Here is a 24,520-nt window from a genome sequence, read left to right as displayed (position 1 = left end):
CCCATGCAATCCTTTCTCGTTGCGACCAGTGTCGTCGGCCTCGCCGAAATCGGCGATAAAACCCAACTACTGTCCCTCGTACTGGCTGCGCGGTATCGCAAACCCATTCCCATTGTGCTCGGTGTGCTGGCCGCCACGCTGATCAACCATGCGGCATCCGGTGCGCTGGGAGCGTGGCTCGCGAGCGTGCTCAGGCCGGGCATCCTGAACTGGGCCGTGGTCGCATCGTTTGCGGTAATGGCTGTGTGGATTCTGATTCCGGACAAGCTGGACGACGCCGATGCAGCGCTAACCAAGAACACAATGGGCGTCTTCGGCACGACGGCCGTGACCTTCTTTCTCGCCGAGATGGGCGACAAGACGCAGATCGTCACCATCGCGCTTGCCGCGCGCTTCCACGAATTTTTCGGCGTGGTCGCGGGTACGACGCTGGGCATGATGCTGGCGAACGTGCCGGTCATCTATCTCGGGCACAAGTTCGCCGACCGCTTGCCGACCAAGGCCGTGCACATTCTGGCTGCCATCATCTTTGTCGTACTCGGTGGACTCGCCTTGAGAACGGCGCTCTATCCGGACGCGCATCCGATGTTCTAGCACGCCCGGTTCGACCGTCAGCCAGCTTTATGCAAGCCGCCCCGTTTGCAAGCGAAGCCGCTCCGCCAGCGCTCAGCGAGTTCGCTTCTTGCGGACCGGTTCGGTTTGCGAAGGCATCCCCTCGCGTTCGAGCCATGAGCGGAATAGCACGACCCGCTCATCCGTGGCATTGCCATCCGCGACGTAAGTGCAGTAGCTGCGCGACGGCAGACGAGGACCCACGAACGGCGCGACAAGCCGGCCGGTAGCGAGATCGTCGGAGACCAGCGCAGTCGGCCCCATGGCAACGCCTATGCCGTCGATGGCGGCCTGCAACGTCAGATAGAAGTGGTCGAAGGTCAGCGTGGCGGCGGGTTTGAGCGCGGGCGTCTCTGCGCTAGCCAGCCAGTCCGGCCACAGTCGCGGAAGACTTGATGTGTGCAACAACGTATGCCGCCGCAGATCGTCCGGTGTGCGAAGCGGCAGTCGCTGCAGGAGCGCCGGACTGCAGACCGGCAGTCGTTCCTCGGACAGGAACGGCCGCATCGCGTAGCCATAGAACGTATCCGGACCGCCGCGGATGATGACGTCATAGCTGGCTTGCAGACTCTCCACCGGTTCGTTCGACGTCTCCACGTTGACGTCCACCTCGGGATACGCCGCGCGGAATTTCGCCAGCCTCGGCACCAGCCAGCGCAATGTGAAGGTGGCGGGCGCATTCACGGACAAGCTCCGCGCCACCGTTTCGGAAACGCCATATCGGGCAGTGGCCTGCGAGAGCTGCTCGAACAGCGGAGCGATTTCCGCCAGGTAGGCCTTCGCCGCCGGCGTCAGCACCACACGCCGGTTGTGCCGCTCGAACAACGAAGACTCAAGCCACTCTTCAAGCAGCCGCACGTGCTGGCTCACCGCGCCGTGCGTGACGTGCAGTTCCGCGGCGGCTTCCTTGAAACTGCCGAGGCGGCCTGCGGCCTCGAAAGCGCGCAAGGCATTGAGTGGAGGTAATAGCCGCTTCATCCGCAAGAGTTTGTCTAACGCGAACCGGCAATTTATCTGGTTTGTGAGTGGGCCACAAGATAGATACCCTACTTACTTCACCGTCGCTCCGGAATCCGCATGCTCAGTTATACCGGCGGCTTCGTCCTGCTTGCCGCCCTGCTCCACGCGAGCTGGAATGCCATGCTGCACGGCAATGCCGACCGCCTCCTGTCCATGACGTGGATGAGCATCGCCATCGGCGCGGTCGCCGCACTCGTGGTGCTGGTCACGCCGTGGCCGGCCGCTGCGGCGTGGCCGTATATCGTCGCATCGGGGCTCGTGCATATCGTCTACAACGTGAGCCTCGTGCGATCGTATCGGCGCAACGATCTGGCGCAGGCCTATCCGATCGCACGCGGCTCGTCGCCCTTGCTCGTCACGCTCGGCGCCGCGCTCTTCGCGCATGAAACGATCGGCCCGTTGCACGCGCTCGGGATCGTGATGATCTCGGGCGGCATCATCGCGCTCGCGCTGCAGGGGCAGCATGTGTCGCGCGCGGGCGCGCTAGCCGCCTTGACGACCGGCGCCACCATCGCGCTCTATACCGTGATCGACGGCATCGGCGTGCGCCTGTCCGGCGGCGAAGCGCTCGCCTACACCGCGTGGATGTTCCTGTTCTACTGGCTGATGCCGCTGCTGTTCGTCGCGAAGCGCGGGCTAGCGGCGCTGTGGGCACCGCTGCGGACGGCGCCTATGGCGCTCGGCTCGTCGCTGGTGGGTGGGCTCGTGTCGATCGCGGCGTACGGCATCGTCATCTGGGCGCTGCAGTCGGGCGCGATGGGTGCGGTATCGGCGCTGCGCGAGACCAGCGTGGTGTTCGCGGTGCTGATCGGGCGCGTGTTTCTGCGCGAGGCGGTCAGTGGAAAGCGCTGGCTCGCGTGCATCGTCGTCGCGGCCGGTGCAGTTTGTCTGGGGCTTTGAGCCTGGTGGTCCACGCTTGCCGCATTGGGACATGAAATGTCCGCGTGCGCATCTATCTTCGCTGTCGGCGTGACTTTGCCGTGAGGATCGTTGCATTCCGCTCACAGGTTCATTTCGGAAAATCGCCCTAAATTTTTGGGCTGAATTGCCGAAAACCATGGCATCGTGATGCGCGCGCGAATCCGGTACTCGTTCGCGCACGGATCGATCTCGTCTCTCCAAACTACAAACCTAACAACAAATCCGTATGCGACCAACCGCCGGGGCCTCATCGAACGATCTCCACCAAGCCGTACTGAATGAAATCGACGATCTGCTGAAGCAGCTCGATCTCGATGCGACCGACGCGCGCGTCGCGCAAACGATGGCGCAGGTCGAAAATCTCGTCGCCCCGATTCACGCAGATCTCGTGCAGCGTATCGAAGCGCTGCAGCGTCACGCGCGTTGGGACACGTTCACGATCGCGTTCTACGGCGAAACGAATGCCGGCAAATCGACGATCATCGAAACGCTGCGCATCCTGCTCGGCGAACGCAGCAAAGCCGACGCGCGCGCGGCGTTTCGCGCGAAGCAGGCGGAGTTCGGCCTTGGCGAAGCCGCCTTGTCGACTTTGAAGCAAGCGATCGACGACAGCCGCGCACAGCTCGACGCACTGCAGGCGCAAGCCGTCGAACGCAGCGCGCAGCTCGATGCGGACCGCGATGCTCTCGAACAGGAACTGAGCCGCCTGCGGCACCTGATCGTCGCGCAGAAACAGGCGGCGTCGTTCTGGCAAAAGCTGATACATCTGTTCCGCAAGCGACCGGAAGAAGTGGCGCTCGCACAGGGCGAGCAGCAACGTCTCGCGCTTGGCGCAGCGCATGCGGCCGAACGCGAACAGCTCGACACGCAGCGTGAACGCGCTCAGGCCGCGCATGAGGCGCTCGAAGCCCGGCAAACGAGTGCGCATGCCGCACTCGACAGCCTCGCGCCGCTCGCCGACGGGCAGATCGTCGGCACCGGCCGCTCCGACTACACGCTCGATGCGCACGGCTACGGGTTCGACGCGAACCAGCAGCATTTCGAACTGCTCGACGTGCCGGGCATCGAGGGCAAGGAAGCGCGCGTGCTCGACAGCATTCTCGGCGCGGTAAAGGCCGCGCACGCCGTGTTTTACGTGACCGGCAAGGCCGCCGCGCCGCAGACCGGCGACGAAAACGGGCAAGGCACGCTCGAAAAAATTCGCACGCATCTGGGCGACCAAAGCGAAGTCTGGACCATCTACAACAAACGCATCACCAATCCGATCCAGCTCGACAAGGGCGAGTTGCTGAGTCAGGGCGAACGCGACAGCCTTGCCGTGCTCGACGAGACGATGCATGAGCATCTGGGCGAACGTTATCAGCGCCATATTGCGTTGAGCGCGCAACCGGCCTTTCTCGCGGCGGCCGACTGTCTCGTGCCGTTCTCGGACGTCGCGCGCAGCCGCGCGAAGTTTCTCGCCAAGGCGAGCGCCGCCGAGCTGCTGTCGAAGTCGGGCTTCCAGCCGTTCGTCGACTGGCTGACCGGCAGCATGGTGACCGATTGCGACGCGCGCATCCGCACCGCCAACGTGAACAAGGTGCGCAGCGCGGTGCAGGCAGCGACGGGGACCATCACCCTGATCCAGCGCGATACGGTCGCGCCGCTCGCCGCGCAACTGAAGCGCGATTGGGCACTGGTCAGCCAGCAGCTCGAACTGACAGTCCGCAGCCTCGGCCCCGCGCTGCAAACGCTCGCGGACGGCGCGATCCGAACGTTCGAGACGAGCGTGCGCCGGCGCGTCTACAACCGCATCGACGACGGCATCGGCAACGACGATCTGAAGCATGCGTTAGGGCTCGCGATCCGGGGCGAGCAGGCGACCCTGGAAGCCGAGCTGCCGGAGCAGATGAAGGCCCAACTCGAGCGCTTCCAGCAGGAAGTGGGCGATATTCTCGAACGCTTCCAGCAACGCGTCGAGCAGCTTCAGGACGCGTACCGCTCGATCGGCGCGCCCACGCTAGGCGGCTTCGAACTGAACATGACCTTCGACAGCGGCGTGAAATACATGCCGCTCGTCGCGGCGCTCGCGGGCGGCCTGATGATGCTGTGGAATCCGGTGGGCTGGGTGACGCTCGCGATTGGCGGCGTGACGCTCGTGGTGAGCATTGCGAAGGCGGTTTGGGGGCTATTTGACAGCGATTACAAGAAGTCGCAGCAGCGCAAAGCCGTCAACGAGAATCTCGACCGCGTCGTCGACGGGATGGGCGACGCCATGAAGCGAAGCTACAACGAGGTGATCGAGAACGTGACCGCGCGTATCGACGAGATCGCGACGGAAGTGGAGCGCTCGGTCCAGCAAGCCGCGCACGTCAACTCGGCGCTGCTGCGGGTCTGCGCGAATCTCGCGCATTTGTCTAAAACGATGTCCGAAACAGAGGCGGTGTAATGGAACAGACGCTGGAGTCTTTTAAGGAACGGCAAGCGGGAACGTTGAAGGTGCTGCATGAACTTCAGGCGTTCCTCGCGCAGGGTGAGGCGTTCGGGATCGACGCCGATCCGAACGTCAAGGCGAAGCTCGACGGCGCGATCCGCAGCATCGAAGACGACAAGCTGCGTGTCGTGCTGATCGGCGGCTTTTCCGAAGGCAAGACTGCGATTGCGGCCGCGTGGCTCGAGCGGCTCGACAAGTCGACGATGAAGATCAGCCATCAGGAGTCGTCGAATGCGGTCACGGTCTACGAGGCCGGCCCGGACTGCGTGCTGATCGACACGCCCGGGCTGTTCGGCTTCAAGGAGCAATTCGACGCGCAAACCAACACGCTCGAAAAATACAAGGAGCTCACGCGCAAGTATGTGAGCGAAGCGCATCTTGTCGTGTACGTGATGGACCCGACCAATCCGATCAAGGAGAGTCACCGCGACGATCTGACGTGGTTGTTCCGCACGCTGAACCTGCTGCCGCGTACGGTATTCGTGCTGAGCCGCTTCGACGCGGTGGCGGACGTCGAGGACGAACACGAATATGCGCAGAGCCTGAACATCAAGAAGGAGAATGTTGTCGGCCGCCTGCGCGACCTGATCGCACTGAGCGACGCCGAGGCGCGCGAGCTCGCGGTGGTGGCCGTGGCTGCCGACCCGTTCGAGATGGGCACCGAGTACTGGCTGGCGGATCTCGATCGATTCCGCGCGCTGTCGCGCATCGGGCTGCTGCAGCGCGCGACGTCGGAGAAGGTATCGGCGGCGGGCGGCGTCGCGGCGGTCGTCGATGAAACCAAGCGCAGCATCGTCCGCGATGTGCTCGGCAAACAGTTGCCGATCGCCGTGCACAACGACGACAAGATTGCCCAGGAAGTCGACCGGCTCGAAACCATGAGCAACCAGTTGAAGAAACAGATGGTCACGGCCGACGCGCGCATCGTCGACGTGCGAATCGGCCTGCGGCGCTTCGTCTCCGAGTTCTTCACCGACCTGATCCTGCAGACCCACAAGCAGTCCATGCAGACGTTTTCGGAGTTCTTCGAGCGCAACGTGGGCGCGGACGGCGCGGTGTTGAGCGCGAACCTGCAGAACGCGTTCGACCAGCAACTGCGCTCGGTGAAGTTCGAGGTCGGCAAGATGGCCGTTGGTTTCGACGCGGAGGTCAACCACTTCAACGCCACCGTGCGCGTGTACGGCAAACAGGGCATCGATTACGTGGTCAAGAGCGGCATGATCAACAACACGTCGATACTGGCCGCGCGCGATGGCGTTCTCGGTGTTGCGAAGGTGGTCGGGCTCGATCTCGGCAAGTTGCTGAAGTTCAAGCCGTGGGGCGCGGTCAATCTTGCCAAGGGGCTCAACGGCATGCTATCGGTGCTTGGGCTCGCGCTTGAAATCTGGGACTCGTGGGAGCAGGCCAACCGCGAGCGGGCGTTCCGCGAGGTGATCGCGAAGATGGTCGACAACTTTACGAAGCAGCGCGCGGAATTGCTCGAACTGATCGACGGGCCTCGGTTCGAAGATCAGTTCTTCCCGGAACTCGTCGAGTTGCGCGGCAACGTGGACGCCGTCGAGCAGAGCGTGGCCTCGGGGCGCCAGAAGCGCGAGCAGTTCCATCGCTGGCGCGATCACGGCGAAGCGATCGACGCGGAATTTCGGATGATGGACGCGGCTTGAGCTGTGCAAGCTGGCGAAGTCGCATGACGCGGGTGGCATGTCGTTGGGGCGCGGGTCGAGATTGATTTCGTCCCGCTCCCCGACCCCTTGGGCAAAATGCCACTACAATCCAGCACTACGTTCCGTCAACCGTGGTTTGCCCATGAAATACCTCCTTGCATCGACACTCGCGGCGGTCATCGCGGCCGCAAGCACCGCAGCCATCGCCCAGACACCCAGCAACGCCGCCGCCCCTAAACAGTCGTGCACCATGGGGTATGTCACCGGCGTGGGTGGAGCGGCGCAGAGCATGCACGACTATCTTGCTACGCCCGACAGAGACAGGTTTCGCTTCCTTGCAGACCACGCGATCCAATGCGATGTTTCGGACGACGGTCGCGCGACTGGCTGCACTGGGGTCACCAACCTTCGGCATGAAGAAATCAGCGTGTACGACGACAGCGACAGCGTAACAATGGCCGTCGTCACCCGTGTCGAACTCGACCGGGGGACTTACCCGGCGATCATCGTCGTGCAAAAGAAAGACGTGCAGTGCGGGGAGTGAATGCGCTTACGGCGTGTCAGCTTTGGCAGGTCGCGATGAATCTAGCCTCGCCTGAAAAAAACGCACCACGTCCGCATTGAATCGTTCATGAAACGCCGCGCGGTCGAAGCCCGGCAAGCTGGCGCAAACTTCCGGCATCGTCTGGGACATGCGTGCACTGCAGGGTGGCAGGAAATCGAAGTGGCCCGCGTTTTCGACCACGTGATAGTCCGGCGCTCGGGGCAGGTCTGCGCGCACCGCTTCGTCATAGTAGGGATCAGGCTGGCGATGATCCTGCGCCGCCCGCCAGAGCTGCACCGGCACACGCACGCCGCTTAAGCCCGCGCGGCCGAAGCTAAAGCCGAATGCCGGCGCGGCGACGACCACGGCTTTGATGCGGGCGTCGTGCACCCAGGCATCGGCGGGAATGCCCTGGCCCAAATGAAGATCGACGCCGGCATGCGTTAGGACCTGGCACAGGTTGTGATCGGGGTGCGCTTCGCAATACGGCGCGATCGCCGCAAGATCCGGAACACCACCGGCCGCCACCAGCACGGTGAAGCCACCGTTGGAAAATCCAAACGCGCCGACACGGCCCGCGTCCAGCCGTTCGTGCGAGGGCCACTCGCCGAGCATATAGTCCACCAGCCGGCGAAGCTGGGCGGGACGGCGCCACAGTTGCAAGACCTTGCTTTGGTCGTCGAACGTATCGCCCGCATGGCTGACCGCGGCGGCCACGAAGCCCGCGTGCGCGAGGGCGAGCGCCGTGTCGTAATGACCGTCGTACCAACCTCCGCCACCGTGCGACATCACCACCAGCGGCAGGTCACGGCCCGCAATCGGAGCGCCGGGCGCCACCGTCTGGGTGAAATAGCCGAGGGGGTGCTGGGTCGCGGGCGCATCGGTCGGATACCAGATCCCTACCGTTAGCGGCGGTTCGTCCCCATTCGTTATCCTGACTTCCTCGAAACCTACATTGGCGGCAAAGGCCGGCGCAGCGAAGAGGGTAAGCACGGTGGCGATCATGGCCGCGAGTTTCACAGCAGTCTCCTGTTTCGTCTTCTGTCACGTCTCGCGGCATTCGAACATACGGGCTCAGGTACTGTGGTCGCCGCAGCCACCTCGGCATTTTTACTGGGCACGAGCGTCATTGCAAGCGGTGGCGAATCGGCAAAACACACAACTAGCACGAAGTGGCCGCATATCTGCCGGCCGCCGTCACAACCGACGACGGCCTGCTGCGCCGCTCAGAACGCGTGATACACCCCCACCGACATCAGCAATTGCTTCGATGTGCTGGAGTCATAACCGGCCCCCGGAATTTCGGCAATCGCCGTGCGCCCCACTACTGCGCCATCCGCGTCGAACACAGGTGCGATGCCATCGCCGCCCGCCTTCTGGAAGATCGCAAGCGCATACAGGCTGGTGCGCTTGGAGAGCGCATAGTTCACGCCCAGGTTTACCTGCTGGAAGTCCGGCTTCAGATTCTGATAGTCGGCTTTGCCTGCGTTATAGATGTAGGCCGCACCCAGAAGTAGTTCGGGGGTGACCTTGTAGGTCGCACTGGCTTCGTAGGCGTCCATCTTGAAGTCATTGCCGCCACCGGCGCCGGCAAAGCCGTTGACGACAAAATACTGGCTGTTTTCAAGGTCCGTATGCGAGTAGTTCAGTGCGAAAGTCGCCGGCCCAAGCGTGTACGAACCGCCCACCGTGAACACCTTCATGGCATTGGCGTCCTGCAGTCCGACATAGTCGTTCAATGACCCGACATAGTTGCCATTCGACGCGTACACACCGCCGGTCCCACCCGAATTGGTAGCGGGATTCTGGATGTCCAGGTAGCCCGCCGCCACCGAGAAAGGTCCCCGCGTGTACGCCGCAGCCAGGGACCAGACGCGATTGGTCGAGAAGTCGCCTGCCACACCGCCGAAGCTGAACATCCCCTCCACATGCAAGCCGCCCCAGGTCGGGCTGACGTACTTGACCGCGTTGTTGAAGCGGATCGACTGGTTCAGGTTGTCGAGGTCGCCGAAGTGCGAGCCGTAGCCGGTGGCGAAGTTATTGCTCGACGGGAAATAGCCCACCGTCAACGAAGGCGGATCGTACTGACGTCCCAGCGTGACCGTGCCCCACTGATCGTTGCTCAGCCCCACGAAGGCCTGCCGCCCGAACTCCGTGCCGCCCTGCCCGAGCTTACCGTTCTGGATGTTGAAACCGTTCTCGAGCGTGAAGATCGCCGACGTACCGCCACCGAGGTCTTCTTTGCCCTTCAGCCCCCACAGGTTGCAACTCGGCGGTCCGCAAGTGTCCGATTCGACCACATGACCTTTGCCGGTATTGTTGACGACCGTGATACCCGCATCGACAAGGCCATACAGCGTCACGCTGCTTTGGGCCTCGGCCAGCGCCGGCAGCGCGAGTAGCACAGCCATACAGATACTGCTCTTTTTCATCAGGATCTCCAGGTAAGGGGCACGGCTATTCGAATGAAGTTTGTTCAGGCCGCCGATTGCTTGCCGGCAATAGACTCAGACGCGACGCCGAGCGATACCGCATGCCGCGTCGGCAATGGCGTGGCCAGGCTGACGAGTACGACCGTCGCGGCGTTGATCGCCATGGCGATCAGTCCCGGCTCGCATTGAGGGGCCACCGCAGCCCAGTAGTGCGCGGCAAACGGCGCCAGCAGCGCAACGAAGCCGGCCGCGAGACCCGCCAGCACACCCACCGCGGTGGTCCGCTTCCAGAGAAATCCGAGGAAGACAGCGGGCGCCAGCATGCCGATTGCCGAATACGCGTCGAGCAGAATCTTCACGAGCGAGCCTTTCTGACTGATCGACAGCCAGACGGCAATCGCGGCAAACACGGTCAGCGAACCGCGCGAGATCAGCAAGGAGGTGCTGTCCTTGAGATTGGGCATGAACGGTGCGACGACATTGCGGCTAAAGATCGAACCCGCGGTCAGCAACAGCAACGCGCCGGGCGCGAGCGCCAACAGGAATCCCGTCCCTGCCACGAGACCGACGATGGGTGCGGCATAACGCTCGGAGATGAATTGCAGCAGCGCGGCGTTCAGGTTGTTGCCCGGCGGATGGGTACCGGCAAGCAGTGCCGCGAAGCCAAGCAGAATGATGAAGAAGTACGCCAGCGAATAGAGCGGCTGCCAGATGGCATTGCGTCGAATCGCGGTCGCGCTTTGCGCCGTGTACGACATCTGGAACAGATGCGGGAACACCCAGTTGCCGAGCGCGATGTTGATCGACGAGGTCATTAACCAGATGGCTGTCGTCGGCGACGTCGGATCCAGCCCCGGGAATTTGCCGATGCCCGGATGCTGCACCTCGGCCATGTGGAAGATATCCAGCATGGACGCCGCGCCCACTTTGCCCGCCACCGTCGCACTCAACAACACGACCACCACGATCATCAGCACGTCCTTGACGCCCGCCGCAAACGCCGCGGAACGCACCCCGGCGACGAAGACGAAGGTGATCATCAGCAAGCCGGCAATCAAGGTGGCCGCCTGGGTGGAGATCAGATCGTCGAGCGTCAACTGAACGATCAATCCCAGGCTCACCAGTTGAATCTGCACATAGACAATCAACGAGGCAATGCCGATCACGCCGGTCACGACACCCAGCCAGGTGGCGTCGTAGCGGGCCGCGAAAAAATCGGCCTGCGTGACGAGCTGACGGGTACGCCCCGCTCGCCAGATCTTCGGCATCAGCCAGTAGCCGATCGCATAGCTCAGCGACACCGAACAGAATGCCAGGTAAGCCGGCGCCCCTAGCGCCCACGCGTAGCCGGAAATGCCGAGCACAGCGAAAGTCGTGTAGACCTCCCCTGCGTTCATGAACCAGAAGATCACCGCGCCCAGACTGCGGCCGCCCACTGCCCAGTCCGTTAACGTGTGTCCCTTGCGGGTGCGCCGGCCATATCCCACCGCGCCGGTCAGCGTGGCAAGCAGGATCACGATCACAATGGCGAGCTTCATCGCGGCTCTCCCGTGGACCCGGAGGTCGCCGCAATGAAGGCCTCTTCTTCACGCTCGACGCCATGCGCACGGTCGAGCCGGAACACGATTGCGATCAGCACGCTCGTCAGCACGATTCCCACCAACTGCCACAGCATCGGAAACGGCAGACCGAGCGGCGACCACGACACGCCGTTGACGACGGGGGCAAGCCCCGCCTGCCAGACAAAAGGAACGACCAGCAACCACCGATACGCGTGACGGGCACTGCCGCCCGCCGCCTGACCTTGCGCCATGACCTTTGCTCCACGTGAAGTTGGACTGCACTAATGGAGGCAGAGTGTGCACCTGTAGTGCACATCATTTCAAGCAGGTCAAAAATAATTTGTGGCGCGGACGGATCAGGTTAACCCTGGTTTATTGGGTATTTTTGGCGTTAACCCAGTTCAAGGCGAATCAGCATGAGGCGCATTGGCGCCACGTTGACGACACAATATCGTGCACCTATACTACACACCAATGTTCGATCGAGCTGCACGACACGAGGCCACAAATTGATTGGTGAACGACTCAAGGAATTGCGGACCGCGCGCGGCATGTCGCTGCGCCAACTGGCAAGTCTCGCGGATGTCTCGCCTACGCTGCTCAGCCAGATCGAGCGGGCGGTGACGGACCCGAGCCTTGAAACCATGCGGCGCCTCGCCGGCGTATTCGGCGAATCGGTCGCCTCACTGTTCGCCCAGACAATCGCACCTTCGGTCTGGATCAGCCGGCCAGGCAATCGCTCGCGACTGATTGCGCCAAAGGGGCGCGTCGGCTACGAACGCCTGACGGCCGGCAACGGTCAGCTTGAAGTGCTACGCGCCGTGCTGCAACCGGGCGAAGTGTCTGCCGACGAACCGCGCGGCCACGCGTCGTCGGAATGCGTGTATGTGATCGCCGGCGAGCTGATCGCACAGATCGACGGCATCGAGTACCAGGTGGCGGCCGGCGAGAGCATTTCGTTCGACTCGCGGCTGCCGCACCGCTATCGCAACGGCTCTGCCCATCCCACCGAAATCATCCTGTCGGTCACCCCACCGAATCCTTGAACATGACTTCTCACACCCACGACGAGCGCGCAGAAGCGCCCTCGTTCGAGCTTTACGATCTGCGCGTCGAAGTCGTTGCACCGGAGGGCGCCAAGCTGTATTGCGGCGCACAGGTCGGCGACTCCTTCGAATTGCACGGCGAGATGCTGCATCTGCCGCCGGGCCAGGCGTTTTCGATTTACTCGCTCGCGGCATTGCTGCCGCTGCTGCCCGCCAAGCAACGTGCCACCGACCCGCATGACTGGATGTCCACGGACGCCGAAGTGGCCTGCCCCGATCCTAATTGCCCCTCGCGCTTTCGCATCACCCGGCTCGGCAAACGCCGATTCCGGCATGCGGATACGACCGCGGTCAAACTCATCGAAAAGGACTTTGAATGACACAGATGCAGCGCGTCGAGCTGGCGCCCGGCTACTCGATCTCACGTATTCTCAAAGGCGGCTGGCAACTTGCCGGGGACCATGGCAGCGTCGATCGCGCCACAGCGATTGCGGACATGGGCGCTTACTACGACGCCGGCGTGACCGCTTTCGATTGTGCCGACATCTACACGGGTGTCGAGGAAATGATCGGCGAATTCCGTGACGACTACCGCAATCGCCGCGGCGCGGACAGTCTCGATCAGTTGAAGATTCATACGAAGTTCGTCCCCGATCTGTCCGCGCTCAAGACGATCGACCATCGGTTAGTTCAGCAAACCATCGACCGCTCGCTCTCGCGTTTGCGCGTCGAGCGACTCGACCTGGTGCAGTTTCACTGGTGGGACTATTCGGTCCCGCGCTACCTCGAAGTCGCGCAATGGCTGCGCGAATTGCAGCAGGCGGGCAAGATCGACCGCCTGAGCGGCACCAATTTCGACACACAGCGCACGAAGGAGCTGGTAGATGCAGGCATCGAACTAACCAGCATGCAGGTGCAGTACTCCCTGCTGGACCGGCGTCCGGCGCGGCAACTCGGCGCATATGCGCGCGAGCACGGCATTCATCTGTTTTGCTACGGCACCGTAGCGGGCGGGTTTCTGTCCGGGCGATGGCTCGGCGCCGCCGAACCGGGACAGGACATCGCCAACCGCTCGCTCATCAAGTACAAGCTGATCATCGACGATTTCGGCGGCTGGGATCTGTTCCAGACGCTGCTGCAAACGCTCGAGCGCATTGCGGTTAAGCACGGCGTGTCGATTGCGACCATCGCGACGCGCTGGGTGCTCGACCAGGAGCAGGTCGCGGGCGCCATTGTCGGCGTGCGCCGCGGCGATCATCTGCCGGAGCATCTGAAGGTCATGGCGGTCGCACTGGATGCAGAGGATCGTTCGGCGATCGCGCAGGTGTTGGCGCAGAGTTCGACGATCGAGGGGGACGTGTATAGCGTCGAACGCGACATTCATGGACGGCACGGCAACATCATGAAGTACGAGCTGAACAGCGCTACGTGACGTTGCATCCCTGTCATCGATCTACCGTATCATGATCCGCGGTTCTCCCAAGCCGCCGACAACCCGGATCCGATACCTTCGATGAGTCACAGCGACCAGACAGCCGGCGACGCAACCGAGCCGCACACCATCCCATTCATCACGCATGGGTCCTATCCGCGACGCGTGGGCAATCGGGTTCATCCGCTCGTCGACAGCGGGCCGGCTTTTCGCCGCATTTGCGAAGCGGTGGAGCATGCGCAGCACAGCGTCTGGTTCACCGTGACCTTCATCGCCACGGACTTTCAGATGCCGGATGGCCGGGGCACACTGTTCGATGTACTGGATCGCGCCGTCGAGCGAGGTCTCGACGTCCGCGTGATTTTTTGGCGCCCCAATCCCGAGAGCAGCGGATACGGACAGACCTTCGCCGGCACGCCCGCGGACTTCGAGTGGCTCGCTGCGCGGGGTTCGCGTTTTAGCGCCCGCTGGGACCGCGCGCCGCGCGCCTTTTGTCATCACCAGAAGTGCTGGCTAATCGATGCGGGTCAGCCGGCCGAGACCACGTTTGTCGGCGGCATCAATCCGACCTTTGCGATTGTCGAACCCGGTCATGTAGACGGCGAGCCACGCCACGATGTGTATGTCGAGATTACGGGTCCGTGCGCAAGCGACGTGCATCACAATTTCGTGCAGCGCTGGAACGAAACCAGCGAGCGGACGCAGGCCCTTGGGGTCTACGGCCCGCAAGGCCATTCCGCGCTCGCTTTCCCGACGCGTTCATCCGAGCCATGCGGCCCGAGCGTCGTGCAGATTCAGCGCAACGTCCACGCGGATTGCTATCGTGAGGCACACGCTGCTGCTGACAGCGAGGCTTACCCCATCGCGGCCGGCGAACGCTCCATCACGGATCAATACTTGCTGGCCATTCAGGCTGCGCGCCGTTCGATCTACCTGGAAAACCAGGCGCTGCCTGTGCCCACTATTGCCAGCGCGCTCGAAGATGCCTTGAAACGCGGGGTAGCCGTCGTCCTGCTCTTACCCGGCGAGCCCGAGGGATATGTTGCGCAGTGGAGACTGAAACCGGAAAGCAAGCCGTTTTTCGATCAGATCGAAGCACTCGGCCGCTACGCGAATTTCACGTTAGCTGGGATTGCGGGGCCAACGCGATCCGGCGGCCGGCGCTACGTTTACGTCCACGCCAAACTCATGCTCGTCGACGATGCGTGGATGACGATCGGCTCGTGCAACCTGCATGCGAATTCGCTGTTCGGTCACAGCGAGATGAATGCGACGGTCTGGGACCCGGATGCGGTGCGCGAGCTGCGTTGCCAACTCTTCCTCGAACATCTGGGCGAAGACACGCGTCACCTCGACGACGTGTCCGCGCTGCAGCTCTATCAACGTATCGCACGCGATAACGAAACACGATGGCAAGCGGGCGACTTCAACTGGAACGGTCTCGCCTGCAGCCTGAACCCACAGACGTATGGCGAAGCGCAAGACCGTCTTCACCCATAGGTCCGAAGAAGGGCCAACAGCACGCCCTTCGGACCGCACCCTTTCACGCAAAGCGGCTCAACGAAAACGCGGACAGATCAATCTGGCTTGCGCCGCTCACGCAGCGCTGCGCCACCGCTTCGCCAATCGCCGCCGAATGCTTGAAGCCATGCCCCGAACAGGCTGACACCACGGTCACATTGTCGAGCGTCGGATGATCGTCGATGATGAAGCCGAAGTCAGGGGTCACCGTATACGTGCAAACGCGTGCCTTGACCAACTCAGAGGTCACACCGGCGATATTGCCCGCCACCTGCTTGCGATACATCTCGTCCACCTCGGCGGCGGAGACCGTGCGGTCGAGCGCGTCGATCGAGTTGAGCGCCACATACTGCTCGGTCGCGATCTTCATGCTGCCTTCACCGGGAATAGGCGGAAAGCCATAGCAAATATCGGCTTCCCCGGGACCATGGGCCAGAATGAAACTCGGCGACACTTCCGGGAAAATCGTCGGCTCGGCCAGCTTGAACCAGTACAGCGTTTGCCGGCAGACCTTCAGCAAGGCGCTAAACGGCTCGCCCAGCAGGTTGGCGGACCACATGCCGGCACAGACAATGACCTTGTCAGCCACGAGCGTCCGTTCGCCCGCTTTGACGCGAACCCCACCACCGAGCGATTCCAATGCGGAAACCGTGGCACCGGTGATCAGGGTGGCGCCAAGCGCTTGCGCCGCCTCTAGCTGCGTCGCGATACAACGCTCCGGACGCACAAAGCCTCCCTCGGGTTCGAAGTACCCCACCGCGCCATCGCGGATCGGTCCGAATTGAGGGAAGCGCTCGCGGATCTGCGACGACGTGAGGACCTCGTGCGCAATGCCATAGGTACGCCCCAGCTCAATGGTGTTCGCGGTGAAATCGGCCGCGCCATGATGCGACGTCGTCGTCGCGCTCGAGCTCATGACGAGTACCCCGCATTGCTCGAACAGCGCTTCACCGCTCTGCGCTTCCAGCTCGCGCCAGATCTGATGCGACCTGCGCACCAGCGGCACATAAGCGGCCCCTTCGCCCACTGCCAGACGCGTGATACGCGTATCGCCGTGACTCGATCCCTGATCGTGCGGCGGAGCGAAACGGTCAATGCCCACCGCTTTTACCCCGGCTTTCGCGAGTTGGTAAAGCGTCGCCGCGCCCATCGCGCCCAGCCCAACTACTGCAACCTCGCATCGCTCTTCAGACACAGCCTCTCCTCCAGCAGTTGACGATATTCGCGATCATACCTTCGTCCAGGGAAAACCCCGATCCTCAGCGCACAGAATTCATACAATCATATATATGAATTTACCCGGCCATTGGCCCATACGATCGTGGACGACCGCATTCCCCGCTATCACCGCCTGCGCGACCAGTTGGCCGCGCGTATCGCTGCGCTCGAATGGCAGCCGCACGATCCGCTGCCGACGGAGCAGGAACTGGCGCTCGCATATGACCTCGCCGTGGGCACCGTGCGCAAGGCGGTCGACCTGCTGGAGCGCGAGGGGCTGGTCGAACGCTTCCAGGGCCGCGGCACCTTCGTGCGCCGCGCCACCTTCGATCGCTCGCTGTTCCGCTTCTTCCGTTTTCATGCGCCTAACGGCGAGCGCCGCGTCCCCGAGAGCCGCATTCTCGAGCGTGTGGTCACGAAAGCGCCCAAGGCGGTGGTGGCCCGATTCAGCCTGAAATCCGGCGCTAAAGCGATCCGGCTCGCCCGTTTGCGTCTGATCGACGACACACCCATCGTGGCCGAACAGATCTGGCTGCCGTACGAGCCCTTCGCGGCGTTAGCCGACTGCCCCGTCGAGGAATTCGGCCCACTGCTGTATCCGTTCTACGAGAAACGCTGTGCCCGTGTGGTGGCGCGCGCCGACGAACGCCTCACTGTCGAAACCGCCAACGCAACAGACGTCGCCGCGTTGGGCGTACCCGAGCATAGCCCGATCGTCGTCATCGAACGGGTCGCCTTCGGCTACGACGGCGCGCCGCTCGAATGGCGCCTCTCGCGTGGCGCCGCCCAACACTTCGCATACGAAATCGAAATTCGCTAGGCGCCGCAGTCGCGTTCTGCGCGCCCATCGCGGCGCGCAGCGACGGCTTGCCATTGCCGGCACAGTTAAATGGCGCCCTGTGCGCCGCGCAGTTTTCGGGGTTTAACCAGTAGCAGCGCCGGCATCAGGCGCGTGGAGTCCAGATGTTTTCCTGGTATGGCGAAGTATCCAAAAACGAGCGGCGCACCTTCTGGGCGTGCTTCGGTGGCTGGGCGCTCGATGCGCTCGACGTGCAGATGTTCAGCCTCGTGATTCCGGCGATCATCGCCGAATGGGGCATCAGCAAAACCGAGGCCGGTCTCGTCAGCGGCGTCACGCTGATTGCCTCGGCGCTGGGCGGCTGGATTTGCGGCGCGGCGGCGGACCGCATTGGCCGTGTGCGCACCCTGCAGATTACGGTTGCGTGGTTTTCCGTCTTCACGCTGTTGTCGGCATTCGCGCAGAACTTCCCTGAATTCATCGTTCTCAAGGCCTTGCAGGGTTTTGGCTTCGGCGGCGAATGGGCGGCCGGCGCCGTGCTCATGGCGGAGACGATCCGCAACCAGCATCGCGGCAAGGCCATGGGCGCCGTGCAAAGCGCATGGGCCGTGGGCTGGGCCGCGGCTGTGCTGCTCTATGCCGCGGTGTTCTCGTTCCTGCCGCCGGCCATGGGCTGGCGCGTGATGTTCGCGGTCGGCATGCTGCCCGCCCTGCTCGTCATCTACATCCGGCGCCATATCAAGGAGCCCGAAGCACCCGCTGCCAAAATAAAGAAGGATGGCGGCGCCGTCGAACGCATGCCGCTTCTGTCCATCTTTGCACCGGATGTCCTGCGCATGACGCTGATCGGCGGTCTGCTCGGCGTCGGCGCACATGGCGGCTATTCCGCGCTGACGACCTGGTTGCCCACGTTCCTGAAGACGGAACGACACTTGTCCGTGCTCGGCACCGGCGGCTACCTGGCCGTGATCATCCTCGCGTTTTTCTGCGGCTGCCTCGCCGCATCGGTGTTGCTCGACGCGATCGGACGGCGGCAGACCATCCTGCTGTTCTCGGTGTGCTGCGTGGCGACCGTGATCCTGTACGTGTTCCTGCCTATGTCGAACCACGCCATGCTCGCGCTAGGTTTTCCGCTCGGCTTCTTCGCCGCCGGCATTCCGGCAAGCATGGGCGCCCTCTTCAACGAACTCTATCCACGCGGCACGCGCGGCACCGGCGTGGGCTTTTGCTACAACTTTGGACGGGTGGTCTCCGCCGGCTTCCCGGTGCTGGTCGGGCATCTTGCGAGCCAGTTTTCGCTGGGCTTTGCGATCGGGACATCCGCGGCTTTCGCCTATGCCATCGTCGTCGTTTCGATTTTGATGCTGCCGGAAACCCGCGGCCGTACACTTGCCGATGAACCCGCAGCCTGACGTCGACGCATGACCTTCTCTCACGGTACGACCGCCCTTCACACCGCACAGCCGATCACCGGCATCGACAGCCACGCGCATGTATTCGTGCGCGGTCTTCCGCTTGCGTCGGGACGCCGCTATGCGCCGTCCTACGATGCGACGCTCGACGACTATCGCAAGATGCTCGCGAGCCTCGGGCTATCGCACGGCGTTCTGGTCCAGCCGAGCTTCCTCGGCACCGACAATGGCTTCCTGCTGTCCTGTCTCGCTGCGCATCCCGGGCAGTTGCGCGGCATCGTCGTCGTGGATCCCGCCCGCGATCTCGGTGAGATCGACGCGTGGCATGCCCGTGGTGTGGTCGGCGTGCGCGCCAATCTGATCGGCAAGGCCTTACCCGACTTCGGCAATCCGCTCTGGGCGCCGTTTCTCGAACGCATGACGGCGCTGGACTGGCATCTCGAAGTGCAGATCGAAGCGGCCCGCCTGCCTGACATCGCACCGGCTTTGCTCAATAGCGGGGTGCGTATTGTCGTCGATCACTTTGGACGCTTCGACCCCGCGCTCGGCCTCGCCGATCCAGGCTTTGCCAGCCTGCTCTCGCTAGGCGCCACGCGGCGTGTGTGGGTGAAAATATCGGCGGCGTACCGCGTGAGTCCGGATCCGCGCGATCCGGACGCAGCGCTCGCGATCGCCGCCCGTGCATGGCCGGCATTGCTTCGCGAATTCGGCGTGGATCGTCTGGTGTGGGGAACGGACTGGCCGCATACGCAGTTCGAAGACGTCCAGAACGCGCGCCTCGTCCGCGATCATCTGGGCGCCTTCGTGAACCAACCCGATCAGTTGCGTGCCGTGCTGATCGATACACCGGCCTCGCTCTTTCAGTTTGTTTGAACGGGCGTCACCGGACACAACAACAATCGCTTTTCGCTACGCTCAACCAAGAGACCAACGTGTTCAATAATCTATCGGTCAGAACGGGTCTGACTCTCGCCACCGGCATCTTTGTGCTGCTGGTACTGGCGGTCGGCGCCTGTGCCTTTACGTCGCTCGCCTCGACCAACGAAGCGCTCAGCCACATGTATCAGCACGACATGACGGCTACCAATGCGCTGTCGCGCAGCTCCGAACTGCTGCTGCGCTGCCGCTCCGCGAAGAATCGCTACGAATCGCTCACAGGCCAGCAAAAGGATGACGACGCGGCGCGGCAACTGCAACTCGCCACCACCTACTGCAGCGAATCGCAGAAGCAATGGGACGCCTTTCTGGCGGTGCCAGTTTCGCCGGACGCGCAATCGCTCGTCAACGACGCAGCGGACAAGCACGCCGCCATGATGAGCAAGGGCATCATGCCGGAGTTCGATGCCCTCAAGGCCAAGGACTTCGACGCTTATCACCGGATCCAGCTGCAGTTCAGCAGCCCGCTCTATAACGAATTCGACAAGCTGTCCCAACCGCTGCTCGACTATGCCGTCTCGCGCGCGGCACAGCGCTTCGCCGATGCACAGGCGCGCGCGCATGTGATGAATCTGGTGCTTGTGGCGTGTGCGCTGCTGGCGGTGGCGATCGGCATCTTCGTGCGCCGGGCGCTCACGCGCGTGGTGGTGGAGCCGATCAACGAAATGGCGCAGGACTTCGAGCGCATGTCGAAGGGCGATCTGCAAAGCGACATCGTCGCGCGCGGCACCAACGAAATCGGCCAGTTGCAAGGCGCCTTGCGCCGCATGCAGATGGAACTCGCAGGCACCGTGCGCCATATCCGCGCATCCACCGAATCGATCACCGTCGCGGCAAGCGAGATTGCCTCGGGCAATGCCGACCTGTCGGCGCGAACCGAGCAACAGGCGGCCTCGCTGCAGGAAACGGCGGCGAGCATGGAACAGATCACCGGCACGGTCAAACAGAACGCCGACAACGCGCGTCAGGCGAGTGCCTTTGCGCTCAACGCATCGGAGATTGCGGGCCAGGGCAGCGCCGTGGTGAACAACGTGATCGGCACGATGGACGAGATCAACCAGAGCTCGGCGAAGATCGCCGACATCATCACGATCATCGAAGGCATTGCGTTCCAGACCAATATTCTCGCGCTCAATGCAGCCGTCGAAGCGGCGCGCGCAGGCGAGGATGGTCGAGGCTTTGCCGTGGTTGCGGGCGAGGTGCGCAGCCTCGCGCAACGTTCGTCGGCAGCGGCCAAGGAGATCAAGGCGCTGATCGACACGTCCGTGAACCGCGTGCAAGCCGGTGCAAGCCTCGTAAATCAGGCCGGCAAGACGATGAGCGAGATCACGACCGCGGTACAGCGCGTGACCGACATCATGGGCGAAATCTCAGCGGCATCCGAAGAGCAGAGCGGCGGGATCGACCAGATCGCACGCGCGGTCACCCAGATGGACGAAGTGACGCAACAGAATGCCGCGCTCGTTGAAGAAGCCGCGGCGGCGGCGCAATCGCTGGAAGATCAGGTGAAGTCGTTGAAGCAGGCGGTGGCGATCTTCCGCGTGGATGGGCATGCGTCGGCGAGGGTGTGAACGTCCGCAGGCCGCGTGCGATTGAACGCTGACTGCGGCTGCGGCTGCGGCCGGCTCACAGCCGCTCCTTCGGGACGGCTGCCGCCGGCGGCACGATGGATTCGAATTTCGCAGCCTGCGCCCCACCCCGCCTCGCCTTCGGCGGCACACGCGACGGCAAGGTGGACAGGCGCATCAGATGGCGCAACGCCATCATGGCGCCGATCGCTTCGAGCACGCCGGCCGGCACCCACATGATCAGGCCACCCAGGCTCTGATCCAGCGAGGCCGGCACCGACGTGAACGCGCGGCCGCATAACGTGAAGATCGGATAGAGGTCACGCGAGGAGAACGTGATGATGGCGCCCACCAGAATCTGCGGCGTCATGGTGATGACCGGCGAGAGCACGCGCAGGCCCGGCCGGGTGCGGCTCGGCGGACTGGGCCGATGGTCGAGCAGCATCCACCAGTACAGCAGGCCGCTGACGGCCACCGACCAGTTCATGAACGTGTAGATGCGCCAGTCGAGCATTGCGACGAACTGGACGGACGGAATCAGCCAGAAGACCACCGACACGACGAAGGCCGCCGAAATAAAGGCCGGATTCAGCACGACCGCCGCCGCGATACGCGCGGGCCGCGTCCGTTGCCAGCGCCGCAGCGCGCTGCGCCAGCGCAACGGCAAGCCGGCGCGCAGCGCACTGCCCGGATAGGCCGCCATCAGGATCAGCGGCGCCAGGTGGTGCAGCACCAGATGCTGGAGCCGATGGACGAAGAACTGGTGCTCGGCGTAGTAATCGAGCCGCGTATGCAGCGCGATATAGAACAGCCCGAGGCCGACCCAGAACGCCACCTGCCGCGCAAGGCTGATGCGAACGCGGCGCGAACCGCGCGCGAACAGCACCGCAACGGCGACGAAAACGGCGACGAGCGCGAACGACGGCTCCCACGGATCAAGCAGACTAATCAGCGACATGGCGAATTCAACGGTAACGGCGGGACTGCGGGGCCGCAATCATGGTCCCATGGTCCGGCCCGGCGACTCGCATGTTAGCAGGTGTCTTGCCAGGATCCGGCAAAGCGCGCGCCGCGCCGCGAGTCTCACTTCACCCGGCTGAACGGCGTGGCGCCCGCCATGGTCGGCAAGACGATCGCATCGTGTGCCTTGTCGTAAGCGATGCTTTCGGTCCCGCCGCCCGTGCTGACCTCCAGCGCGCCATCCCGGTAAGCGGCTGAAATCACCGCGCCCTTCATGGCGCCACGGGTGGTATTGGCGATGATAAACCCATCGTCGTTCCGCGTGATCTCGACGCTCTGCGCGCTTTTAGTACTTTGCCATTTGCCGACGAATTCGTCGCCTTCCTTGTTCCCGCAACCGCCGAGCCCGACAAGCGCCGCGACAGTCAACATCACTACACCACCCCGTATCATGAGGTTCCCCTCTGTTTTATGATCGTTTTGTCAGTCAGCCTTGCGACGCAGCGCCAGTCGGCTGAGATTCCGGCGCATTCAAACCAACACCCGGCCACCAGAGCCAGTCACGCGCGGTGGGCAAGCGGTCCTGCATTTGCTGCCGAAGTGCGGCGGCCTCCGTACCGGCGCCGTAGACACGTTCGGCCATCAGCATCAGGGGCAGATAGTCTGCGAGACTCACGCCCTCAATGTCCTTGTACGGCCAGCTCGATGGATCCGCTGCATACGCCGCGAGGTAGGCATTCGCGATGCGTAACGCCGGGCGGCTCGCATTCGGGTAATGCCAGACGTCTACGCCGAGTTGCTCGCCATAGCGGGCAATTCGAAACAGCGCCAGCAAATTGAAGGTGCTGTAGTGAAACGACCGCGTGCGTTCGAGCTCGAGCGGCTGCCGGCCATCCGCCGCGATCTGCGTATCGAGGCGCGCGGTGAGCACCTTCTGCAAATATTGCCCAGCCAGCGGGCGATCGCCCGTGAACAAGGCATAGTCGATCACCTGCTCGTCGAAGTACGAGCCGTGGTTGTTGCGCGCGGCGGCTTCGTCGTGACCGGCCGGACTGGTCAGCAGCCATTGCGTATAGTCGGCGAACCATTGACGCAAGCCCGCCCTGTCCACTTCGCTTAGTTGACCTGAGGGTGCGATCAAGCCAATCGCATCGACGATCTGCCAGAAATAACGGGTATCGATAATGCCGGTACCGCGCCCGTGCGCCACGCCCATCACAGCCTGCCCGTAGTTCAGATTGGGATTCATCCGCGTGGCGGGGTCGAGAAACCACGTGCGCAACAGAAGCGCCGCGCGCTGCGCGTAACGCTCGTCGCCGGACAGGTAGTAGGCCGTGCCGAGATCGCCCACCGCTTGCGAAAACTGCGCGATGCGCTTCGAGTCGGTCTCGTCGTTCTTGGTTGCCGGGTTGATCCGGCCGTCGCGTCGCACATACGGAAGACCGTTGTGTTTGGACGGATCGGGCCACCAGTACGGCGCCATGCTCAGATAGTCGTGCTTGTCGCCGCTCGGCGGCGTCACGCCTTTGGCCGTGACCGTAAACGGCGTGGCGACGAGCGCCTCGCCGGCGTCGCGAATGAGCTGCCGATACGCCGGCAGTAACGCCGGGTCGCCCGCCTGGATGCGCTGCTTCGCGAATGCAAGGGATGCCGGATCGAGCGTGTAGACCGCGGGCGCCACAGGCGCGCCGGCTTCAACCGCGCGCACGATCGAACACGTAAGGATGAGACATGCGGATATCACCAGCATTGAAGGTTTCATTGCACGCGGCCCCGGAACGCTCTGCCGTTAGCTCACCAGCGTCCGGCCCCGCAGACGCTTTGCGAGCACAATAGTCCTATTCGGTCCGCGCAACAACCCACCTAGCGCCGCCAGCGGCTTGAGGGGTCGGAGGGCTTCCGGCTCTCGAGCCCGGCGGCTCTTCGTTGACCTTCAAGGAGTTCGTCGAGCCGCCTCGATTCCTTGTTGATAGAGAGAAGCTCCAGCAGGCAGGAAGCAATGAACAGCACAAAGTTCAGGATCAGCACGCCAATGATGACCTCGATCCAGTCACCCACCCCGGCCCCCGTCGACACTCGACTTTTCATTCAATGTATCTGCCTCGACGAAACATGGGCCAGCAAAAGCGCGGACTCATCTTATTCTCTTTACCCGTTAAGATTGCATCAATTTTAATTGAAAAGTCCATCCATCCGCATTCGACAAGGTAACAATTTAATAAAAAATATCCGGAATAATACCTAACAGCCTATCAATGGCAACTCAGCGCGGCAGTGAAATCCATTCATCCTGCCTGCCGGCAGACGAGGTGATCAGCGCTCCCGGCGCCGTCACCGCATCCGTCCACGCAACGCCATCGGCACTCCAAAGACCTGACGCGCACCCATTACAATCACAAT

Annotated in this window: 23 protein-coding genes; 13 read left to right on the top strand and 10 right to left on the bottom strand. The window is 62.9% G+C overall.

The window, feature by feature from the left end; genetic code table 11:
* Window positions 1–3 precede the first annotated feature (3 nt).
* Window positions 4–594, top strand: coding sequence for a TMEM165/GDT1 family protein (locus tag BUS12_RS06135; RefSeq protein WP_074297169.1), 591 nt, complete (start codon window positions 4–6; stop codon window positions 592–594).
* Between the two features lie 72 nt (window positions 595–666).
* Here BUS12_RS06135 and gcvA read toward each other — a convergent pair whose 3' ends face one another.
* A complete protein-coding gene (gcvA, locus tag BUS12_RS06130) occupies window positions 667–1,590 on the bottom strand; it encodes a transcriptional regulator GcvA (protein ID WP_074294717.1) in 924 nt (307 codons plus the stop codon).
* Between the two features lie 99 nt (window positions 1,591–1,689).
* On the opposite strand from gcvA, the gene BUS12_RS06125 reads away from it, so the two are divergent.
* The 4 genes from BUS12_RS06125 (at window position 1,690) to BUS12_RS06110 (ending at window position 7,234) form a co-directional block, all read left to right on the top strand.
* On the top strand, window positions 1,690–2,532 hold the full coding sequence (locus BUS12_RS06125; protein WP_074294716.1) for a DMT family transporter: 843 nt from the start codon (window positions 1,690–1,692) through the stop codon (window positions 2,530–2,532).
* 247 nt (window positions 2,533–2,779) lie between these two features.
* Entirely contained in the window at window positions 2,780–4,981 is a 2,202-nt protein-coding gene (locus tag BUS12_RS06120) for a hypothetical protein (RefSeq protein ID WP_074294715.1), read from the top strand.
* Window positions 4,981–6,690: a LeoA/HP0731 family dynamin-like GTPase gene (locus BUS12_RS06115; protein ID WP_074294714.1), complete on the top strand. Its 1,710-nt coding sequence runs from the start codon at window positions 4,981–4,983 to the stop codon at window positions 6,688–6,690. Before BUS12_RS06120 ends, BUS12_RS06115 begins: the two co-directional genes overlap by 1 nt.
* Before the next feature lie 142 nt (window positions 6,691–6,832).
* Window positions 6,833–7,234, top strand: a complete 402-nt coding sequence (locus tag BUS12_RS06110; RefSeq protein WP_074294713.1) for a hypothetical protein — start codon at window positions 6,833–6,835, stop codon at window positions 7,232–7,234.
* A gap of 6 nt (window positions 7,235–7,240) precedes the next feature.
* On the opposite strand, the gene BUS12_RS06105 is transcribed toward BUS12_RS06110, so the two are convergent.
* From BUS12_RS06105 to BUS12_RS06090, 4 genes are all read right to left on the bottom strand, one after another.
* On the bottom strand, window positions 7,241–8,254 hold the full coding sequence (locus BUS12_RS06105) for an alpha/beta hydrolase family protein (protein ID WP_253190021.1): 1,014 nt from the start codon (window positions 8,252–8,254) through the stop codon (window positions 7,241–7,243).
* Between the two features lie 206 nt (window positions 8,255–8,460).
* Window positions 8,461–9,666: a porin gene (locus tag BUS12_RS06100; RefSeq protein ID WP_074294712.1), complete on the bottom strand. Its 1,206-nt coding sequence runs from the start codon at window positions 9,664–9,666 to the stop codon at window positions 8,461–8,463.
* A gap of 44 nt (window positions 9,667–9,710) precedes the next feature.
* The gene (locus BUS12_RS06095; protein WP_074294711.1) at window positions 9,711–11,204 is read right to left on the bottom strand and encodes a sodium:solute symporter family protein; all 1,494 of its coding nucleotides are present in this window, start codon (window positions 11,202–11,204) and stop codon (window positions 9,711–9,713) included.
* Window positions 11,201–11,479 (bottom strand): DUF3311 domain-containing protein, encoded by a 279-nt coding sequence (locus BUS12_RS06090; protein ID WP_074294710.1) that lies wholly within the window; start codon window positions 11,477–11,479, stop codon window positions 11,201–11,203. Before BUS12_RS06090 ends, BUS12_RS06095 begins: the two co-directional genes overlap by 4 nt.
* 258 nt (window positions 11,480–11,737) lie before the next feature.
* Between BUS12_RS06090 and BUS12_RS06085 the strand changes: the two genes are divergently transcribed.
* The 4 genes from BUS12_RS06085 (at window position 11,738) to BUS12_RS06070 (ending at window position 15,206) form a co-directional block, all read left to right on the top strand.
* Complete coding sequence (locus BUS12_RS06085; RefSeq protein ID WP_074294709.1) at window positions 11,738–12,274, top strand: cupin domain-containing protein; 537 nt, start codon at window positions 11,738–11,740, stop codon at window positions 12,272–12,274.
* A gap of 2 nt (window positions 12,275–12,276) precedes the next feature.
* Window positions 12,277–12,654 carry a TIGR04076 family protein gene (locus BUS12_RS06080; protein ID WP_074294708.1) on the top strand — a complete coding sequence of 126 codons (378 nt, stop codon included), beginning with the start codon at window positions 12,277–12,279 and terminating at the stop codon, window positions 12,652–12,654.
* A complete protein-coding gene (locus BUS12_RS06075) occupies window positions 12,651–13,706 on the top strand; it encodes an aldo/keto reductase (RefSeq protein ID WP_216352694.1) in 1,056 nt (351 codons plus the stop codon). The genes BUS12_RS06080 and BUS12_RS06075 overlap by 4 nt, the downstream gene beginning before the upstream one ends.
* 81 nt (window positions 13,707–13,787) lie before the next feature.
* Window positions 13,788–15,206: a phospholipase D-like domain-containing protein gene (locus BUS12_RS06070; protein WP_074294707.1), complete on the top strand. Its 1,419-nt coding sequence runs from the start codon at window positions 13,788–13,790 to the stop codon at window positions 15,204–15,206.
* A 43-nt stretch (window positions 15,207–15,249) separates the two neighbouring features.
* Here the strand turns inward: BUS12_RS06070 and solA are convergent, their stop codons facing one another.
* Entirely contained in the window at window positions 15,250–16,422 is a 1,173-nt protein-coding gene (solA, locus tag BUS12_RS06065; RefSeq protein ID WP_253190020.1) for an N-methyl-L-tryptophan oxidase, read from the bottom strand.
* Window positions 16,423–16,533: 111 nt separating this feature from the next.
* Between solA and BUS12_RS06060 the strand changes: the two genes are divergently transcribed.
* The 4 genes from BUS12_RS06060 (at window position 16,534) to BUS12_RS39620 (ending at window position 21,163) form a co-directional block, all read left to right on the top strand.
* Window positions 16,534–17,265, top strand: a complete 732-nt coding sequence (locus tag BUS12_RS06060) for a GntR family transcriptional regulator (RefSeq protein ID WP_074294705.1) — start codon at window positions 16,534–16,536, stop codon at window positions 17,263–17,265.
* Between the two features lie 143 nt (window positions 17,266–17,408).
* Window positions 17,409–18,656 (top strand): MFS transporter, encoded by a 1,248-nt coding sequence (locus tag BUS12_RS06055; protein WP_074294704.1) that lies wholly within the window; start codon window positions 17,409–17,411, stop codon window positions 18,654–18,656.
* A gap of 9 nt (window positions 18,657–18,665) precedes the next feature.
* Complete coding sequence (locus tag BUS12_RS06050) at window positions 18,666–19,529, top strand: amidohydrolase family protein (RefSeq protein ID WP_074294703.1); 864 nt, start codon at window positions 18,666–18,668, stop codon at window positions 19,527–19,529.
* Between the two features lie 59 nt (window positions 19,530–19,588).
* The gene (locus tag BUS12_RS39620) at window positions 19,589–21,163 is read left to right on the top strand and encodes a methyl-accepting chemotaxis protein (protein ID WP_171991603.1); all 1,575 of its coding nucleotides are present in this window, start codon (window positions 19,589–19,591) and stop codon (window positions 21,161–21,163) included.
* 55 nt (window positions 21,164–21,218) lie between these two features.
* Here BUS12_RS39620 and BUS12_RS06040 read toward each other — a convergent pair whose 3' ends face one another.
* The 4 genes from BUS12_RS06040 to BUS12_RS06025 all read right to left on the bottom strand — a co-directional run bounded on the left by BUS12_RS06040 (window position 21,219) and on the right by BUS12_RS06025 (window position 24,178).
* The gene (locus tag BUS12_RS06040) at window positions 21,219–22,118 is read right to left on the bottom strand and encodes a cytochrome c oxidase assembly protein (RefSeq protein ID WP_074294701.1); all 900 of its coding nucleotides are present in this window, start codon (window positions 22,116–22,118) and stop codon (window positions 21,219–21,221) included.
* Window positions 22,119–22,243: 125 nt separating this feature from the next.
* Window positions 22,244–22,552, bottom strand: a complete 309-nt coding sequence (locus BUS12_RS06035) for a hypothetical protein (RefSeq protein ID WP_083640264.1) — start codon at window positions 22,550–22,552, stop codon at window positions 22,244–22,246.
* A 55-nt stretch (window positions 22,553–22,607) separates the two neighbouring features.
* The gene (locus BUS12_RS06030; protein ID WP_171991602.1) at window positions 22,608–23,870 is read right to left on the bottom strand and encodes an alginate lyase family protein; all 1,263 of its coding nucleotides are present in this window, start codon (window positions 23,868–23,870) and stop codon (window positions 22,608–22,610) included.
* Between the two features lie 113 nt (window positions 23,871–23,983).
* The gene (locus BUS12_RS06025; RefSeq protein WP_143788268.1) at window positions 23,984–24,178 is read right to left on the bottom strand and encodes a hypothetical protein; all 195 of its coding nucleotides are present in this window, start codon (window positions 24,176–24,178) and stop codon (window positions 23,984–23,986) included.
* Window positions 24,179–24,520 lie beyond the last annotated feature (342 nt).

This window comes from Paraburkholderia phenazinium, assembly GCF_900142845.1.
Taxonomy (GTDB): Bacteria; Pseudomonadota; Gammaproteobacteria; order Burkholderiales; family Burkholderiaceae; genus Paraburkholderia; species Paraburkholderia phenazinium_A.
This window is presented reverse-complemented; position numbering and strand designations above follow the sequence as displayed.

Coding starts and splice junctions, on each gene's coding strand:
- BUS12_RS06135 (WP_074297169.1), top strand. CDS start 4: ATGCAATCCTTTCTCGTTGCGACCAGTGTCGTCGGCCTCGCCGAAATC.
- gcvA (WP_074294717.1), bottom strand. CDS start 1,590: ATGAAGCGGCTATTACCTCCACTCAATGCCTTGCGCGCTTTCGAGGCC.
- BUS12_RS06125 (WP_074294716.1), top strand. CDS start 1,690: ATGCTCAGTTATACCGGCGGCTTCGTCCTGCTTGCCGCCCTGCTCCAC.
- BUS12_RS06120 (WP_074294715.1), top strand. CDS start 2,780: ATGCGACCAACCGCCGGGGCCTCATCGAACGATCTCCACCAAGCCGTA.
- BUS12_RS06115 (WP_074294714.1), top strand. CDS start 4,981: ATGGAACAGACGCTGGAGTCTTTTAAGGAACGGCAAGCGGGAACGTTG.
- BUS12_RS06110 (WP_074294713.1), top strand. CDS start 6,833: ATGAAATACCTCCTTGCATCGACACTCGCGGCGGTCATCGCGGCCGCA.
- BUS12_RS06100 (WP_074294712.1), bottom strand. CDS start 9,666: ATGAAAAAGAGCAGTATCTGTATGGCTGTGCTACTCGCGCTGCCGGCG.
- BUS12_RS06095 (WP_074294711.1), bottom strand. CDS start 11,204: ATGAAGCTCGCCATTGTGATCGTGATCCTGCTTGCCACGCTGACCGGC.
- BUS12_RS06090 (WP_074294710.1), bottom strand. CDS start 11,479: ATGGCGCAAGGTCAGGCGGCGGGCGGCAGTGCCCGTCACGCGTATCGG.
- BUS12_RS06080 (WP_074294708.1), top strand. CDS start 12,277: ATGACTTCTCACACCCACGACGAGCGCGCAGAAGCGCCCTCGTTCGAG.
- BUS12_RS06075 (WP_216352694.1), top strand. CDS start 12,651: ATGACACAGATGCAGCGCGTCGAGCTGGCGCCCGGCTACTCGATCTCA.
- BUS12_RS06070 (WP_074294707.1), top strand. CDS start 13,788: ATGAGTCACAGCGACCAGACAGCCGGCGACGCAACCGAGCCGCACACC.
- BUS12_RS06055 (WP_074294704.1), top strand. CDS start 17,409: ATGTTTTCCTGGTATGGCGAAGTATCCAAAAACGAGCGGCGCACCTTC.
- BUS12_RS06050 (WP_074294703.1), top strand. CDS start 18,666: ATGACCTTCTCTCACGGTACGACCGCCCTTCACACCGCACAGCCGATC.
- BUS12_RS06040 (WP_074294701.1), bottom strand. CDS start 22,118: ATGTCGCTGATTAGTCTGCTTGATCCGTGGGAGCCGTCGTTCGCGCTC.
- BUS12_RS06035 (WP_083640264.1), bottom strand. CDS start 22,552: ATGTTGACTGTCGCGGCGCTTGTCGGGCTCGGCGGTTGCGGGAACAAG.
- BUS12_RS06030 (WP_171991602.1), bottom strand. CDS start 23,870: ATGCTGGTGATATCCGCATGTCTCATCCTTACGTGTTCGATCGTGCGC.